This is a genomic window from Kitasatospora sp. NPDC091335 (assembly GCF_044757205.1).
Lineage (GTDB): Bacteria > Actinomycetota > Actinomycetes > Streptomycetales > Streptomycetaceae > Kitasatospora.
In genome coordinates this window covers 58,633-75,034 of record NZ_JBIVUM010000021.1, presented here as the reverse complement: position 1 = coordinate 75,034, position 16,402 = coordinate 58,633, and the positions used below count along the sequence as shown (strand labels likewise).

The following is a 16,402-nucleotide window of genomic DNA, read 5'->3' as shown; positions in this document are numbered from 1 at the left end:
CCACACCGCCGCACACGGAGTAGTCGTATGACTACGCGATGCGGTCGAGGACGATCGGGTCCGGAGTGAACGCCGTGCCCGCCGGGGCGACCTCGATGGCGCCGGACAGGGCCTCGATCGCGTAGTCGAAGCGCTCCGGGGTGTCGGTGTGCAGGGTCAGCAGGGGCCGGCCCGCCACCACGGTGTCGCCCGGCTTGGCGTGCATCTCGACGCCGGCGCCGGCCTGGACCGGGTCCTCCTTGCGGGCGCGGCCGGCGCCCAGGCGCCAGGCGCAGACGCCGATCGCGTAGGCGTCCAGCGCGGTGAGCACGCCGGAGGCGGGCGCCGGGATGACGTGCTGCTCGCGGGCGACCGGGAGCGGGGCGTCCACGTCGCCGCCCTGGGCGGCGATCATGCGGCGCCAGTGGTCCATCGCGGAGCCGTCGCGCAGCGCGTCCGCCGGGTCCTTGCCGTGCACGCCGGCCGCGGCGAGCATCTCGCGGGCGAGCGCGAGGGTCAGCTCGACGACGTCGGCCGGGCCGCCGCCCGCCAGCACCTCCAGGGACTCCCTGACCTCCAGCGCGTTGCCCGCGGTGAGGCCGAGCGGGGTGGACATGTCGGTGAGCAGGGCGACGGTGTTGACCCCGGCGGTGGTGCCCAGGCCGACCATGGTGCGGGCCAGTTCGCGGGCGTCGTCCAGGTTCTTCATGAACGCCCCGGAGCCGACCTTGACGTCCAGGACCAGCGCGCCGGTACCCTCGGCGATCTTCTTGGACATGATCGAGGAGGCGATCAGCGGGATCGCCTCGACGGTGCCGGTGACGTCGCGCAGCGCGTACAGCTTCTTGTCGGCCGGCGCGAGGCCGTCACCCGCGGCGCAGATCACCGCGCCGACGGAGCGCAGCACGTCGAGCATCTCCTCGTTGGAGAGCAGGGCGCGCCAGCCGGGGATGGACTCCAGCTTGTCCAGGGTGCCGCCGGTGTGGCCGAGGCCGCGGCCGGACAGCTGCGGGACGGCGGCGCCGCAGGCGGCGACCAGCGGGGCGAGCGGCAGGGTGATCTTGTCGCCGACGCCGCCGGTGGAGTGCTTGTCGCTGGTGGGCAGCGGCAGCGAGGAGAAGTCCATCCGGACGCCGGAGCGGATCATGGCGTCGGTCCAGCGGCTGATCTCGCGCGACTGCATCCCGTTGAGCAGGATCGCCATCGCCAACGCGGACATCTGCTCGTCGGCGACCTCGCCGCGGGTGTAGGCGTCGATGACCCAGTCGATCTGAGCGTCGCTCAGCTCTCCGCGATCGCGCTTGGTCCTGATGACGGAGATGGCGTCCATGCGTGCTCCAAGAGGGGTTTCAAAAGCGAAGAGTGTCGCGAGATGACCGGGTTCCGGCCCACTCGCGACACTCTACGCGCGTAACAATTGCCGGGGCTAGAGCCGCTCCGGCCCGAACGCGTCAGGCAGGACCTCACTCATCGGCTTGACGCCCGAGGCCAGTTCGATCAGCAGCCCGGGGCCGCCGTGCTCGTACAGCAGCTGGCGGCAGCGCCCGCACGGCATCAGCAGCTCGCCGGCGCCGTCCACACAGGTGAAGGCGACCAGCCGGCCGCCGCCGGAGGCGTGCAGCGCGGACACCAGCCCGCACTCGGCGCACAGCCCGAGCCCGTACGAGGCGTTCTCCACGTTGCAGCCGGTGACCACCCGGCCGTCGTCCACCAGCGCGGCCGCGCCGACCGGGAACCTGCTGTACGGCGCGTACGCGTGGCCCATGGCCTCGCGCGCCGCCGTGCGCAGTAGCTCCCAGTCGACCGCGGACGGCGCCGCGGGCACCGGGGCGGTCACTTGCCCTGGCCCTTGCGGTAGATCTGGCCGTCCGCCTTCGGCATCCGCAGCCGCTGCGAGGCCAGGGCGAGCACCACCAGGGTGATCACGTACGGCGTGGCGACGATCAGCGGGCGCTGCACCTCGTCGGTGAACGCGTACCAGGCGATCAGACCGGCGGCCGCCGCGGCGGCGATCGCCGTCGCGACGTACTTGCGGCGGTACAGGTGCCAGAGCGCGAGCAGGATCATCGCGATGCCGACGATCAGGATCAGCACGTGCACCGACTCCGGGTCGCGCAGCTGGAGGCTGTCGGTGAAGCCGAACAGGCCGGCGCCCATGGCGAGACCGCCGGGCATCCAGTTGCCGAAGATCATCGCGGCGAGGCCGATGAAGCCCCGGCCCGCCGTCTGGCCGTCCTTGTAGAAGTGCGCGGCGACCAGCGAGAGGTACGCGCCGCCGAGGCCCGCGAAGGCGCCGGAGGCGATGACCGCCAGGTACTTGTACTTGTAGACGTTGACGCCCAGCGACTCGGCGGCGGTCGGGTTCTCGCCGCAGGAGCGCAGCCGCAGGCCGAACACCGTGCGCCAGAGCGCGAAGTAGCTGGCCACGATCAGCGCGGCGGCCAGCAGCACGACCACCGAGATGTTGGTGACCAGGCCGCCGAGCACGCCCGCGACGTCCGAGACGAAGAACCAGTGGTGGGTCTCGATGTCCTTGAGCCAGGAGGACAGGCCGGGGACGGTGATGTACGGCAGCGGATCGGCCGGCGGGGACTGGTTCTGGCCGGCACCGACCGAGACGTAGTCCTTGTAGTAGATCCGGTTGACGTACGCGCAGATACCGGGGATCAGCAGGTTGATGCCGACGCCCGAGACGATGTGGTCGACGCCGAAGGTGACGGTGACGAGCGCGTGCAGCAGACCGCCGAGCGCGCCGCCGGCCATGCCGGCCAGCAGGCCGACCCACGGGTTGACCAGGTAGCCGGCCCAGGCGCCGCAGAAGGTGCCGGCGACCATCATGCCTTCGAGACCGATGTTGACCACACCGGCCCGCTCGGACCAGAGACCGCCGAGACCGGCCATGCCGATCGGCACGGCCGCACCGAGGGCGGCGGTGACCTGCCCGGAGGAGGTCAGCGAGTGGCTGCCGGTGGCCATGCCCACGGCCGAGAACAGCACCAGGGCACCCGCGATCAGCAGGAGCACCACCGGCCAGGACAGCTTGCGCTTCTTCGCGGGTGCGCCCGACGCCTTCGGACGAGCAGCGGTGGCCGTGCTCATGCGGACACCTCCTTCTTCTCACTGTTCGCGGCAGCCTGGGCGGCGAGCTCGGCGCCGACCCGCTTCTGCTGGCGGGTCAGGCCGTAGCGACGCACCAGCTCGTACGCGACGACGACGCAGATGACGATGGTGCCCTTCATGACGTCGACGATCTCGAAGGGGAACTCGCCGTTCATGGGCAGCGGCAGCACCGAGCCGGCGGCGTCCAGGAAGGCGAACAGCAGCGCCGCGAAGGCGATGCCGATCGGGCTGTTCCGGCCGAGCAGGGCGATCGAGATGCCCAGGAAGCCCAGGCCGGGCTGGAAGGTCTGGCCGAAGTAGTACGAGTTCTGCAGCAGCTCCGGCAGGCCGATCAGGCCGGCGATCGCGCCGGAGACGACCATCGAGACGACGACCATCTTCTTGACGTTGACGCCGGAGGCGGTGGCGGCGGTCTCCGAACGGCCGGTGGCGCGCAGGTCGAAGCCGAAGCGGGTGCGGGTCAGCACGAACTGGAAGACCACGCCGACCACGACGGCGACGATCAGGAAGCCCCAGAGCCTGCCGCCGTCCGTCTCGATCGAGAAGAAGTGGCTGGACTCCGAGACCTTCTCGGTCTGGATCGAGTTGCTGGTGCCGCTGACCTTGGGCGCGAAGATCCCCGGGACGAGCAGCACACCGACGATCGCGGTCGCGATCGAGTTCAGCATGATGGTCGAGATGACCTCGCTGACGCCGCGGTAGACCTTGAGCAGGCCGGCGATGCTCGCGTACAGACCGCCGACCAGCATCGCGGTGATGAGCAGCAGCGGGATCTGGATGAACGCCGGCAGGTCGAGCTGGCCGCCGACGAAGGCCGCGAACAGCGCCGCGACCTTGTACTGGCCCTCGACGCCGATGTTGAACAGGTTCATCCGGAACCCGAACGCGGCGGCCGCGGCGGCCAGGTAGTAGGTGGTGGTCCGGTTGAGGATGTTCACCTGGCCGTCCGACTTGGTGGCGTACGTGATCATCACGTTCCACGCGTCGAACGGGTTCTTGCCCGAGGTGGCCAGCAGGGCGGAGCAGATCACGAGGGACAGCACGATCGCGAGCACCGGCGCGGCCAGGGCCAGCGTGATCCGCTCGCCGCTGAACCGCTGCGCCAGGCCGGGCTTCGCGGCGGCGGGGTTGGGACTGGTCATGGGTTACTCCCCCGCCTGCGGGTCGTCGGCGGTGTCGGTGGGCTGGTGCCCGGCCTCGGCCTCGGTGCCCTCGGCCGCGACGGCCTGCGCCTCGGCGACGGCCTCCGGCTCGGACTCCAGGTGGCCGCTGGCGGCACCGGTCATCGCGGTACCGAGGTCCTCGGCGGTGACGGTGGCCGGGTCGGCGTCGGCGACCAGGCGGCCGCGGTAGACGACCCGGATGGTGTCGGACAGGCCGATCAGCTCGTCCAGATCGGCGGAGATCAGCAGGACGGCCAGGCCGGCCCGCTGGGCGACCCGGATGTGCTCCCAGATCTGCGCCTGCGCGCCGACGTCCACACCGCGGGTCGGGTGGGCGGCGATCAGCAGCTTGGGCCGGTGGCTCATCTCGCGGCCGATGATCAGCTTCTGCTGGTTGCCGCCGGAGAGCGAGGCCGCGGTGACCTCGATGCCGGGAGTGCGGACGTCGTACTCCTCGACGATCCGCCAGGTGTCCGTACGGGCGGCGGCCCGGTCGAGCAGCAGGCCCTTGGAGTTGGGCGCCTCGGTGACGTGACCGAGGACGCGGTTCTCCCAGAGCGGGGCCTCCAGCAGCAGGCCGTGCCGGTGGCGGTCCTCGGGGATGTAGCCGATGCCGGCCTCGCGGCGGGCCCGGGTCTGGGCGCCGGAGAGGTCCTCGCCGTCCAGGGTCACGGTACCGGCGTTCAGCGGCAGCATGCCCATGATGGCCTCGACCAGTTCGGCCTGGCCGTTGCCCTCGACGCCGGCGATGCCGAGGATCTCGCCCTTGTGGATGCGCAGCGAGATGTCGTCCAGGACGACGCGCTCGATGCCCTCGGCGTCGGTCTTGGCGATCCGCAGGCCCTCGACGTCGAGCATCACGGTGTCGGTGACGGTCGACTCGCGGCTCTCCGGGGAGGGCAGCTCGGCGCCGACCATCAGCTCGGCGAGCTGGCGGGCGGTGACGGCCTTCGGGTCGGCGTCGCCGACCGTGGTGCCGCGCCGGATGACGCTGATCGCGTCGGCCACCGCGAGCACCTCGTGCAGCTTGTGCGAGATGAAGATGACGGTGACGCCCTCGGACTTGAGGTCGCGCAGGTTGTCGAACAGCGCGTCGACCTCCTGCGGGACCAGCACGGCCGTGGGCTCGTCGAGGATGAGGATCTTGGCGCCGCGGTACAGCACCTTGAGGATCTCGACGCGCTGGCGGTCGGCGACCCCGAGGTCCTCGACCAGGGCGTCCGGGCGCACGCCCAGGCCGTACTGGTCGGAGATCTCCCTGATCTTCGCCTTCGCCCTGGCGCCGATGCCGTGGAGCTTCTCGCCGCCGAGGACGACGTTCTCCCACACCGTGAGGTTGTCGGCGAGCATGAAGTGCTGGTGCACCATGCCGACGCCGCGGGCGATGGCGTCGCCGGGGGTGTTGAACTCGCACGGCTCGCCGTTGATCGCGATGGTGCCCTCGTCCGGCTTCTGCATGCCGTAGAGGATCTTCATCAGCGTCGACTTGCCGGCGCCGTTCTCACCCATCAGGGCGTGCACGGTGCCGGTGCGGACGGTGAGGTTGATGTCGTGGTTGGCCACGACACCCGGGAAGCGCTTGGTGATGCCGCGCAGTTCGACGGCCGGTGTCGCCGCCCCCGCGCTGGGGGTTCCGTCCTTGCGCAGGGGGACGGGATCGGATGCGGTGATGGCGATCTCCTGGTGGTCTGGAGGCGCGTCGTTGCGCACGGAGGGCCAAGGGAAACGGAGAGACGGAACGGGGCCCGGGGGTACGCGTTGAGCGCACCCTGCCGGGCCCCTCCCGTGAACTGTGTGGATGCGTCGCGCTGCCTGGCAGGCGGCAGCGCTGCGGCGTCCGGGACGCGCGGTCGTTACTGGGCGGCCGGCGCGGTCGGGATGGTGGTGGCGCCGGACTTGATCGACTCGGCGGCGGCCTTCAGCTTGTCCTGGATGTCGTCGATCTTGTTGCCGGTGGTGGCGAGCGAGACACCGTCGGACTTCAGGTCGAACAGCTTGACGCCGGTCGGGCTCTGGCCCTTCTTGACCGAGTCGATGTACGAGAACACCGCGGTGTCGACGTTCTTGACCATCGAGGTCAGGATGCTGTTCTTGTACTTCGCCAGGGCCGGCTGGTTGGCCTGGTCGGAGTCGACACCGATGGCCAGGGCGCCCGACTTGTTGGCGACGGCCTCGATGGCACCGTTGCCGGAGGAGCCGGCGGCGGTGTAGATGACGTCCGCGCCCTTGTCGAGCTGGCCCTGGGCGGCCTCCTTGCCCTTGTCGGGCGAGGTGAAGCCGGTGAAGTCCGGCGGGGTGGTCAGGTAGGTGGTCTCGACCGTGATGTTCGGGTCGACGGACTTCACACCCGCCTTGTAACCGGCCTCGAACTTCTTGATCAGCTCGGACTGCACACCGCCGATGAAGCCGACGTGCTTGCTCTTCGACTTGTTCGCGGCGGCGACACCGGCCAGGTACGAGCCCTCCTGCTCGGCGAAGAGCAGCGAGGTGACGTTGGCCGGCTGGTCCTTGTCGTTCGAGTCGATGATCGCGAACTTGACGTTCGGGTTGTCCTTGGCGACCTTGTTGACCGCCGGCTGGTAGACGAAGCCGACCGCGACGATGGTCTTGTAGCCACCGTCGATCAGGTTCTTGAGGCGGGTCTCCTTGTCGGCCTCGGCCTCGCCCGGCTTGGCCTCGGCCTCGGTCACCGAGACGCCCAGCTCCGACTTGGCCTTGTCCAGGCCGCGGGCGGCGGAGTCGTTGAACGACTGGTCGCCACGGCCGCCGATGTCGTAGGCCAGGCCGACCTTGAGCGAACCGTCGCCCGAGCCGGAGGCGGAGGAGTCGGTGCTCTTTGCGCCGCAAGCGGCGAGCGAGGCCATGCCCAGGGAACCCGAGAGCACAACCGCGGCGAGCTTCATTGAACGGCGCAAGGGGATATCTCCTTCTACACGCACCCGTTTGGCGCGGTCGGACGCCACCGTAACGCGCGTAGAACACGGTTGTGTTACAGGGTGCCGGAGCGTTCGGGTTGTTATCAAACCGTGGTCTGATGTTCTCCCCGACGCTCTATCCCCCACGCGGACGGTGATCCGAGGTCGGTCCGGCCAGTCTACGAAACCGTCCCGGAGCCCCGGATCCGACGGTTCCGGAACGGGCCGGCCGCACCGCCCCCGGGTCCGCCGTCAGTTGCCGTCCGCCTCCAGGGCCAGCGCCGAGAACAGCTCCACGCCGATGCCGATCGCCCGCTCGTCCACGTCGAACCGGCCCTGGTGCAGGTCCCGGACGGTGGCGTCGCCGGGAGCGCGGACGCCCAGCCTGGCCAGGGCTCCCGGGGCGTGCTCCAGGTACCAGGAGAAGTCCTCGCCGCCCAGGCTCTGCTCGGTGGCCTCCACCACCTGGGCCCCGTCCCGCCCGAACCGGGCGTTCATCGCCTCGTCCAGCAGCGCGACCGAGACCGCCTCGTTCACCACCGGCGGCACCCCGCGGTGGTAGTCCAGCGTCCACTTGGCCCGGTGGGTCTCGGCCACCTTGGCGATCAGCTCGTGCAGCAGGTCCGGCGTCTCGCGCCAGCCGTCCAGCTCCAGGCAGCGGACGGTGCCCTCCAGTTCGGCGTGCTGCGGGATGACGTTGGGCGCGGAGCCGGCGGCGATCCGGCCCCAGACCAGGCTGACGCCCCAGCGCGGGTCCATCCGGCGGGCCAGCGCCCCCGGGAGGTCGGCGGCCATCCGGGCGACGGCGGTGACCAGATCGGTGGTCAGGTGCGGGCGGGCGGTGTGCCCTCCCGGCCCGTCCAGGTGGAGCACCAGGCGGTCGCAGGCCGAGGTGATCGCCCCGACCTTCAGGGCGATCCGGCCGACCTCCACCTTGGGGTCGCAGTGCACCGCGAAGATCCGCCCGACGCCCGCCATCCCGCCGGCCTTGACCACGTCCAGCGCGCCGCCCGGCATGACCTCCTCCGCGGGCTGGAACACCAGCCGGACGGGGCGGCGCAGTTCGCCGGCGCGGAGCGCCTCGGACAGCACCAGGCCGGTGCCGAGCAGCACCGAGGTGTGCACGTCGTGGCCGCAGGCGTGGGCCCGGCCGGGGACGGTGGAGCGGTACGGCACGTCGGTCTTGGCGTCGTCGATCGGCAGCGCGTCGATGTCGGCGCGGAAGGCCAGGAACTCGGTTCCCGGGGCGGTGCCGGGCGGGACGATGTCGACCAGCATTCCGGTGCCGCCGGGCAGCACCCTGGGGTCGAGGCCGGCGGCCACCAGCCGGTCGCGCAGCAGCCCGGTGGTACGGAACTCCTGGCGGCCCAACTCCGGGTGCCGGTGCAGGTCACGGCGGAAGGCGATCAGCTCGGGCTCCAGCGCCCGGACCCGCTCGCGCAGATCGGCGGCGGGGCGTGCGATGGCGAGAGTGACGCCCGACTGAGCGGGCTCAGGACGGTTCATCTCCCCAATCGTAGGCCTGTTGGGGGGATTTGGCCCGACTTCCGGAAAACTAGTGCCCGGATGGGCGCATACCAGCCGGACAGGTGGGTATGACATCTCGTTTCAGCCGCCTTCCCCGGGTCGCGTGACCTGTGCAACGATCCCCCGGGCCGGCGGTCACGGCCGCCACTTCCCGGGCGGCACCGGCAGGTTGACGAGCGGTCGACGGCCCGTCAGAAGCGCTCCACCGGCTCGTACGTCCCCCACACCCCGCGCAGCGCGTCGCACACCTCGCCGACGGTGGCCCGGGCGGCCAGCGCCTCCTTCATCGGGTACAGCACGTTGTCCGTCCCCCCGGCGGCGCGGCGCAGCCCGTCCAGCGTCCGGGTGACGGCGCCGGCGGAGCGCTCGGCCCGCAGCCGGGCCAGCCGCCGCGCCTGCCGCGCCTCGATCGCCGGGTCCACCCGCAGCGGCCGGTAGGGCTCCTCCGCGTCCGACCGGAAGCGGTTGACGCCGACCACCGTCCGCTCGCCGGAGTCGGTCTCCCGCTGGATCCGGTAGGCGGTGCGCTCGATCTCGCCCTTCTGGTAGCCCCGTTCGATCGCGGCCACCGCGCCGCCCTGCTCCTCGATCCGGTCCATCAGCACCCGCACGGCGGCCTCCACCTCGTCGGTGAGCGACTCGACGGCGTAGGAGCCGGCGAACGGGTCGACGGTGGCGGTCACGTCGGTCTCGTACGCGAGCACCTGCTGGGTGCGCAGGGCGAGCCGGGCGGCCTTCTCGGTGGGCAGCGCGATGGCCTCGTCGAAGCTGTTGGTGTGCAGCGACTGGGTGCCGCCGAGCACCGCGGCGAGCGCCTGCACGGTCACCCGGGCCAGGTTGACCTCGGGCTGCTGGGCGGTGAGCTGCACTCCCGCGGTCTGGGTGTGGAAGCGCAGCATCTGCGAGCGCGGGTCGCGGGCGCCGAAGCCGTCCCGCATGATGCCGGCCCAGATCCTGCGCGCGGCACGGAACTTGGCCACTTCCTCCAGCAGGGTCGTCCGGGCCACGAAGAAGAACGAGAGCCGGGGCGCGAAGTCGTCCACCGCCATTCCGGCGGCGAGCGCGGTGCGGACGTAGGCGATGCCGTTGGCCAGGGTGAAGGCGACCTCCTGGGCGGGATCGGCTCCGGCCTCGGCCATGTGGTAGCCGGAGATGGAGATGGTGTTCCAGCGCGGGATCTCGGCCCGGCAGTACCGGAACACGTCGGCCACCAGCCGCAGCGAGGGCTGCGGCGGGAAGATGTAGGTGCCGCGGGCGATGTACTCCTTCAGCACGTCGTTCTGGACCGTGCCGGTGAGCGCCGCCGGTGCCACTCCCTGGGCCTCGCCGACCAGTTGGTAGAGGAGCAGGAGCAGGGCGGCGGGCGCGTTGATGGTCATCGAGGTGGACACCCCGCCGAGCGGGATGCCGTCGAACAGCACCGCCATGTCCTCGACGCCGTCCACCGCGACGCCCACCTTGCCGACCTCCCCCGCGGCGAGCGGCGCGTCCGAGTCGTAGCCCATCTGGGTGGGCAGGTCGAAGGCGACCGAGAGGCCGGTGCCGCCGCCGGCGATCAGCTGCCGGTAGCGGGCGTTGGACTCGGCGGCGGTGCCGAAGCCCGCGTACTGGCGCATGGTCCAGGGCCGGCCGGTGTACATCGTCGGATAGACGCCCCGGGTGTAGGGGTACTCCCCCGGCCGGCCCAGCCGGGCGCCGGCGTCCCGGCCGGCCGGGGACCCGGGACCGTAGAGCGGTTCGATCGCGAAGCCCGACTCGGCGCGGCGCGGCTCGGCTGCCATGGGGTCCTCCGGAACTGGGGAGCGGGGTCCTCGCAATATCGGGGTTCCCCCCGCTGTGACGCGACCGGCCCGCCGGGGCGACGGCGCGGTTGAGATGATCGGGTGAACGACCGACGAGCCCAGGGAGTGGCAATGACCGAGCAGAAGGTGGCCGTGGTCACCGGTGCCAGCAGCGGAATCGGCGCGGCGACCGCCCGCCGGCTGGCCGCCGAGGGCTTCGACGTGGTGCTGACCGCCCGCCGCACCGACCGGATCGAGGCGCTCGCCGAGGAGATCGGCGACCGCGGCGGCTCGGCGCGGGCGGTCACGCTGGACGTCACCGACCGGGCCGCCGTGGACGCCTTCGCCGCCACGGTCGGCCGGGTGGACGTCCTGGTGAACAACGCCGGCGGCGCGATCGGCGCCGAGACCGTCGAGCACGGCGACCCGGCCGACTGGCGGGCCATGTACGAGGTGAACGTGCTCGGCGTGCTGCACGTGACCCAGGCCCTGCTGCCGGCCCTGCGGGCCACCGGCGACGGCACGGTCCTGGTGCTCTCCTCGACCGCCGCGCTGGCCGCGTACGAGGGCGGCGGCGGGTACGTCGCCGCCAAGCACGCCGCGCACACCATCGCGGCCACGCTGCGGCTGGAGCTGTGCGGGGAGCCGATCCGGGTGATCGAGATCGCGCCCGGCATGGTGAAGTCCGAGGGCTTCGCGGTCACCCGCTTCCGCGGCGACGAGGAGAAGGCCGCCGCGGTGTACGCGGGCGTGGCCGAACCGCTCACCTCGGAGGACGTGGCGGACACCGTGGCGTGGGCGGTGACCCGGCCCCCGCACGTGAACATCGACCTGCTGGTGGTCCGCCCCCGGGCGCAGGCCGCCAACCACAAGGTCCACCGCGGCTGAATCCCGGCCCGGGCCCGCGACGACCGGGCGTTCCGGGCGTTCGGCATTCGGTATTCGAAATGCGGACTTCGGACTTCGGACTTCGGACTTCGGACTTCGGACTTCGGCGGAGCCGATTATCAGAGGAAGACGGGGAGGGCACTGACGCCCAGGTGTCAACGTCACAACTTGATAGCTCGTCCGGATGAATTCGGCGCGCGCCCTCCCCAACTGATGACCGCTCAACTACCTTGGAGGCGCAGTCGGACCGGCGCCCGAGCGCCCCTCCGCGGCCCCTACCCCACCCGTCTCACCACCCCATTTCACCGGCACCTTCCCGCCCTCACGAGGAGGACCCGCTGGCCACCGACATCCCGCCACAGCGGCTCGACGTCAGAACAGAGCCGACCCTCCTCGGGTTGCACCGCTTCAACGAAGCCGACGCCGGCGCCGCCGAGGAGGCCCTGCTCGCCTGCTGCGGCAGCCACCGCTGGGCCCTGCGGCTCACCGCACACCGCCCCTACCCCGACATCGAGTCCCTGCTGGCAGCCGCCAGCGAGGCCTCCTACGACCTCCGCCCCGCCGACCTCGCCGAGGCGCTGGCCGACGAGGGCTGGATGCCGCAGCCGCTGCTCGGCATGCGGGCCCCCGGCAGCCAGGCAGCGCACACCGCACTGCGGGCGGCGCACGCCGCGTACGAGGCGCGGTTCGGCCACGTCTTCGTGGTCTGCCTGGAACGGGTCGTCCCGGAGGAGATGCTCGACACCGTGCTCTCCTCCATCCGCACCCGCCTCGCCAACGACCCGGACGAGGAGCGGCTGATCGCGGCCGACGAACTCCGCCGGATCGCCCTCACCCGCCTGGAGCACCTGGTCGCCACCCACACGGAGGCCGCGGCGCGCTGAGCCGGCGTCCGCCGTCCCCGTTTCACCCGCGCGGGTGAGTTCACTCATGAATTCACCCGCGCGAGTGAGCGCCGACCCGTCACGCCCCGCACCTCCCGGGTGCGGGGCGCGGTCACGCCCTCACCCACCGTCACAAAAGCCGCCCCGGTTCCCGCCGCACTAGGCCAGAAGTGCCTGATTGATCACACCTGGGACCCCCGGAGGCGGTTCACCACAAGGCGTCGATAGGATGCTGGCGGCCGGTGGACCGTACCCGGCCGGGCTGACCGACACCGAAGCCGGCCGAGCCCCCAATCGCTTCCGGAGGGTTTTTCCGTGCCGGCTGGAACGCTGTACCGCGGCCGGGAAGGCATGTGGAGCTGGGTGGCTCATCGAGTCACCGGCGTCCTCATCTTCTTCTTCCTGTTCGCCCACGTCCTGGACACCGCCCTCGTGCGAGTGTCGCCGGAGTCCTACGACACCGTCATCCAGACGTACAAGACTCCCCTGGTGAACCTGATGGAGTACGGCCTGGTGGCCGCCATCCTGTTCCACGCCCTGAACGGCCTGCGCGTCGTCGCGGTGGACTTCTGGTCCAAGGGCCCGAAGTACCAGAAGCAGATGCTCTGGAGCGTCGTCGGAGTCTGGGTCGTCCTGATGGCCGGTTCCTTCTACGGGATCCTCCAGCACACGCTGATCTCCTGGTTCGGGAAGTGAGCCGAGACATGTCCACGGAAATCTCCGACGCCATCGTCGTCCCCTCCAAGCAGGCGCACACCGGCAAGGGACTGGGCACCGGCAACCCGGCCGACGCGTTCGTCATCGAGCCCCCGCGCAAGCGGACCAAGAAGACGCCGCGTCGCACCCGCACCAACTTCGAGATGCTGGCCTGGCTCTTCATGCGCCTGTCCGGTGTCGTCCTGGTCGCGCTGATCCTCGGCCACCTGTTCATCATGCTGATCCTCGACGGTGGCGTCTCCAAGATCGGTTTCGCCTTCGTGGCCGGCCGCTGGGCCTCGCCGTTCTGGCAGGGCTGGGACCTGCTGATGCTCTGGCTCGCCATGCTGCACGGCGCCAACGGCATGCGTCAGGTCATCAACGACTACGCCGAGAAGGACTCGACCCGGCTCTGGCTCAAGGGACTCATGGGTGTCGCCACGGTCTTCACCGTGCTGCTCGGCACCCTGGTGATCTTCACCTTCGATCCCAACATCTGAGCCGCGAGCACCATCGACCATCGGCAGAGGCCAGAGGCGAGTTAAACCCCCATGCAGATTCACCAGTACGACACCGTCATCGTCGGCGCCGGCGGCGCCGGCATGCGCGCGGCCATCGAGTCGACGCAGCGCAGCCGCACCGCCGTCCTGACCAAGCTCTACCCGACCCGGTCCCACACCGGCGCGGCCCAGGGCGGCATGTGCGCCGCCCTGGCCAACGTCGAGGAGGACAACTGGGAGTGGCACACCTTCGACACGGTCAAGGGCGGTGACTACCTGGTCGACCAGGACGCCGCCGAGATCATGTGCAAGGAGGCCATCGACGCCGTCCTCGACCTGGAGAAGATGGGTCTGCCCTTCTCCCGCACCGAGCAGGGCCGGATCGACCAGCGCCGCTTCGGCGGTCACTCCCGCAACCACGGCGAGGCCCCGGTCCGCCGCTCGTGCTACGCGGCCGACCGCACCGGTCACATGATCCTCCAGACGCTGTTCCAGAACTGCGTCAAGCACGGCGTCGAGTTCTTCAACGAGTTCTACGTCCTCGACCTGCTGCTCAACGAGGGCAAGACGGCCGGCGTCGTCGCGTACGAGCTGGCCACCGGCGAGATCCACGTCTTCCAGGCCAAGTCGGTCGTGTTCGCCTCCGGCGGCACCGGCAAGTTCTTCAAGGTCTCCTCCAACGCCCACACCCTCACCGGTGACGGCCAGGCCCTGGTCTACCGCCGCGGCCTGCCGCTGGAGGACATGGAGTTCTTCCAGTTCCACCCGACGGGCATCTGGCGCATGGGCATCCTGCTCACCGAGGGCGCCCGCGGCGAGGGCGGCATCCTCCGCAACAAGGACGGCGAGCGCTTCATGGAGCGCTACGCCCCGGTCATGAAGGACCTCGCGTCCCGTGACGTCTGCTCCCGCGCGATCTACACCGAGATCCGCGAGGGCCGCGGCTGCGGTCCCGAGGGCGACCACGTCTACCTGGACCTGACCCACCTGCCGCCGGAGCAGCTGGACGCCAAGCTGCCGGACATCACCGAGTTCGCGCGCACCTACCTCGGCATCGAGCCCTACACGGACCCGATCCCGATCCAGCCCACCGCGCACTACGCCATGGGCGGCATCCCGACCAACGTCGAGGGTGAGGTCCTGCGCAACAACACGGAGGCCATCCCGGGCCTGTACGCGGCCGGCGAGGTCGCCTGCGTCTCCGTGCACGGCGCCAACCGCCTGGGCACCAACTCGCTGCTGGACATCAACGTGTTCGGCCGTCGCGCGGGCATCGCCGCCGCCGACTACGCCAACGCCAACGAGTTCGTGCCGCTGCCGGAGAACCCGGAAGAGCTGGTCCAGGGCATGGTCGACAAGCTGCGCGAGGCGACCGGCACCGAGTCCGTGGGGCAGATCCGCAAGGAGCTCCAGGAGACCATGGACACCAACGCGATGGTGTACCGCACCGGCGCCACCCTGAAGCAGGCGGTCGAGGACATCGCCGCGCTGAAGGAGCGCTACAAGAACATCTCGATCCAGGACAAGGGCTTCCGCTACAACACGGACCTGCTGGAGGCCGTCGAGCTGGGCAACCTGCTCGACCTGGCCGAGGTGCTGGCCGTCTCCGCGCTGGCCCGCGAGGAGTCCCGCGGCGGCCACTACCGCGAGGACTTCCCGACCCGTGACGACGTGAAGTTCATGCAGCACACCATGGCGTACCAGGAGGTCGCCGCCGACGGCAGCACCTCCATCCGCCTCGACTACAAGCCGGTCGTCACGACCCGCTACCAGCCGATGGAGCGTAAGTACTGATGAGCACTCCGACCGTGGAGACGCACTCGGCCGCTCTGGACGCGGTCGAAGCCGGTGCCGTCCAGCCGATCACCGTCACCTTCCGGATCCGCCGGTTCAACCCGGAGGAGCACCCGGACCCGGTGTGGGTCGACTACCAGCTGACGCTGGACCCGAAGGAGCGCGTCCTGGACGCGCTCAACAGGATCAAGTGGGAGCAGGACGGCACCCTCACCTACCGCCGTTCCTGCGCGCACGGCATCTGCGGCTCCGACGCCATGCGCATCAACGGCCGCAACCGGCTGGCGTGCAAGACCCTGATCAAGGACGTCAACCCGGAGAAGCCGATCACGATCGAGGCCATCAAGGGCCTGACGGTCCTCAAGGACCTGGTCGTGGACATGGACCCGTTCTTCCAGGCGTACAAGGACGTCATGCCGTTCCTCATCACCAAGGGGAACGACCCGACGCGCGAGCGCCTGCAGTCCGCCGAGGACCGCGAGCGCTTCGACGACACCACCAAGTGCATCCTGTGCGCCGCGTGCACGTCGTCCTGCCCGGTGTTCTGGAACGACGGCCAGTACTTCGGCCCGGCCGCCATCGTCAACGCGCACCGCTTCATCTTCGACTCGCGCGACGAGGGTGCCGAGCAGCGCCTGGAGATCCTCAACGACCGTGAGGGCGTGTGGCGCTGCCGCACCACCTTCAACTGCTCCGAGGCCTGCCCGCGTGGCATCGAGGTCACCAAGGCGATCCAGGAAGTGAAGCGGGCGCTGGTCACCCGCCGCTTCTGATCCCACCCGCCGTACCGAGGGACCCCGCCCGATCCTCCGATCGGGCGGGGTCCCTCGGCGTTTGCTAGCGCAGGGCGGAATTCAGTCGGTGGCCGGGGTGCGGCGGGTGGCGCGCAGACCGCGCAGGCCGATGGTGCCGACGGCGACGCCGAGCACGAAGGAGGTGATCGCCAGCAGGAGGTGGACCCAGAAGAACGCGGTGGGCTGGGAGTGGTCGCCGCCGGTGAAGGCCTGGCCGCCGGAGTCCTTCCAGAGGTTCTTGACGAAGGTCGTCCAGATGATCATCGACCAGACCCCGAAGGCGGTCAGGAACCAGGAGGTGCGGCGGCTGAGCTTCATGGGGGTCCTCGCATGTGAAGGCGGTGTGCGTCCCCAGTATGCG

15 protein-coding genes are annotated in these 16,402 nt (G+C 70.5%); 6 read left to right on the top strand and 9 right to left on the bottom strand.

Annotated features, from left to right (window positions below):
- Nucleotides 1-31 precede the first annotated feature (31 nt).
- The 8 genes from ACIQOW_RS33455 to ACIQOW_RS33420 all read right to left on the bottom strand — a co-directional run bounded on the left by ACIQOW_RS33455 (nucleotide 32) and on the right by ACIQOW_RS33420 (nucleotide 10,485).
- Nucleotides 32-1,309, bottom strand: coding sequence for a thymidine phosphorylase (locus tag ACIQOW_RS33455; protein ID WP_401091341.1), 1,278 nt, complete (start codon nucleotides 1,307-1,309; stop codon nucleotides 32-34).
- A 96-nt stretch (nucleotides 1,310-1,405) separates the two neighbouring features.
- The gene (locus tag ACIQOW_RS33450; RefSeq protein WP_401091339.1) at nucleotides 1,406-1,816 is read right to left on the bottom strand and encodes a cytidine deaminase; all 411 of its coding nucleotides are present in this window, start codon (nucleotides 1,814-1,816) and stop codon (nucleotides 1,406-1,408) included.
- Nucleotides 1,813-3,078, bottom strand: a complete 1,266-nt coding sequence (locus tag ACIQOW_RS33445; protein WP_401091337.1) for an ABC transporter permease — start codon at nucleotides 3,076-3,078, stop codon at nucleotides 1,813-1,815. Before ACIQOW_RS33445 ends, ACIQOW_RS33450 begins: the two co-directional genes overlap by 4 nt.
- Nucleotides 3,075-4,241, bottom strand: a complete 1,167-nt coding sequence (locus ACIQOW_RS33440) for an ABC transporter permease (protein ID WP_401091335.1) — start codon at nucleotides 4,239-4,241, stop codon at nucleotides 3,075-3,077. Before ACIQOW_RS33440 ends, ACIQOW_RS33445 begins: the two co-directional genes overlap by 4 nt.
- Before the next feature lie 3 nt (nucleotides 4,242-4,244).
- On the bottom strand, nucleotides 4,245-5,771 hold the full coding sequence (locus ACIQOW_RS33435) for an ABC transporter ATP-binding protein (RefSeq protein ID WP_401091467.1): 1,527 nt from the start codon (nucleotides 5,769-5,771) through the stop codon (nucleotides 4,245-4,247).
- Between the two features lie 344 nt (nucleotides 5,772-6,115).
- On the bottom strand, nucleotides 6,116-7,177 hold the full coding sequence (locus tag ACIQOW_RS33430) for a BMP family protein (RefSeq protein WP_401091334.1): 1,062 nt from the start codon (nucleotides 7,175-7,177) through the stop codon (nucleotides 6,116-6,118).
- Between the two features lie 252 nt (nucleotides 7,178-7,429).
- Nucleotides 7,430-8,683, bottom strand: a complete 1,254-nt coding sequence (locus tag ACIQOW_RS33425) for an amidohydrolase (RefSeq protein ID WP_401091331.1) — start codon at nucleotides 8,681-8,683, stop codon at nucleotides 7,430-7,432.
- Between the two features lie 212 nt (nucleotides 8,684-8,895).
- On the bottom strand, nucleotides 8,896-10,485 hold the full coding sequence (locus ACIQOW_RS33420; RefSeq protein ID WP_401091329.1) for a methylmalonyl-CoA mutase: 1,590 nt from the start codon (nucleotides 10,483-10,485) through the stop codon (nucleotides 8,896-8,898).
- Between the two features lie 132 nt (nucleotides 10,486-10,617).
- Between ACIQOW_RS33420 and ACIQOW_RS33415 the strand changes: the two genes are divergently transcribed.
- From ACIQOW_RS33415 to ACIQOW_RS33390, 6 genes are all read left to right on the top strand, one after another.
- Complete coding sequence (locus ACIQOW_RS33415) at nucleotides 10,618-11,373, top strand: SDR family oxidoreductase (RefSeq protein ID WP_401091328.1); 756 nt, start codon at nucleotides 10,618-10,620, stop codon at nucleotides 11,371-11,373.
- Between the two features lie 398 nt (nucleotides 11,374-11,771).
- Complete coding sequence (locus ACIQOW_RS33410) at nucleotides 11,772-12,257, top strand: 2-oxo-4-hydroxy-4-carboxy-5-ureidoimidazoline decarboxylase (protein WP_188295234.1); 486 nt, start codon at nucleotides 11,772-11,774, stop codon at nucleotides 12,255-12,257.
- Between the two features lie 315 nt (nucleotides 12,258-12,572).
- Entirely contained in the window at nucleotides 12,573-12,953 is a 381-nt protein-coding gene (gene sdhC / locus ACIQOW_RS33405; RefSeq protein ID WP_074003919.1) for a succinate dehydrogenase, cytochrome b556 subunit, read from the top strand.
- A gap of 8 nt (nucleotides 12,954-12,961) precedes the next feature.
- Entirely contained in the window at nucleotides 12,962-13,453 is a 492-nt protein-coding gene (sdhD, locus tag ACIQOW_RS33400; RefSeq protein ID WP_188295235.1) for a succinate dehydrogenase, hydrophobic membrane anchor protein, read from the top strand.
- A 51-nt stretch (nucleotides 13,454-13,504) separates the two neighbouring features.
- Nucleotides 13,505-15,247, top strand: a complete 1,743-nt coding sequence (gene sdhA, locus ACIQOW_RS33395) for a succinate dehydrogenase flavoprotein subunit (protein WP_401091325.1) — start codon at nucleotides 13,505-13,507, stop codon at nucleotides 15,245-15,247.
- Nucleotides 15,247-16,020 carry a succinate dehydrogenase iron-sulfur subunit gene (locus ACIQOW_RS33390; protein WP_188295237.1) on the top strand — a complete coding sequence of 258 codons (774 nt, stop codon included), beginning with the start codon at nucleotides 15,247-15,249 and terminating at the stop codon, nucleotides 16,018-16,020. The genes sdhA and ACIQOW_RS33390 overlap by 1 nt, the downstream gene beginning before the upstream one ends.
- A gap of 81 nt (nucleotides 16,021-16,101) precedes the next feature.
- Here ACIQOW_RS33390 and ACIQOW_RS33385 read toward each other — a convergent pair whose 3' ends face one another.
- Nucleotides 16,102-16,359 carry an SCO4848 family membrane protein gene (locus ACIQOW_RS33385; RefSeq protein ID WP_401091322.1) on the bottom strand — a complete coding sequence of 86 codons (258 nt, stop codon included), beginning with the start codon at nucleotides 16,357-16,359 and terminating at the stop codon, nucleotides 16,102-16,104.
- Nucleotides 16,360-16,402: the final 43 nt, after the last annotated feature.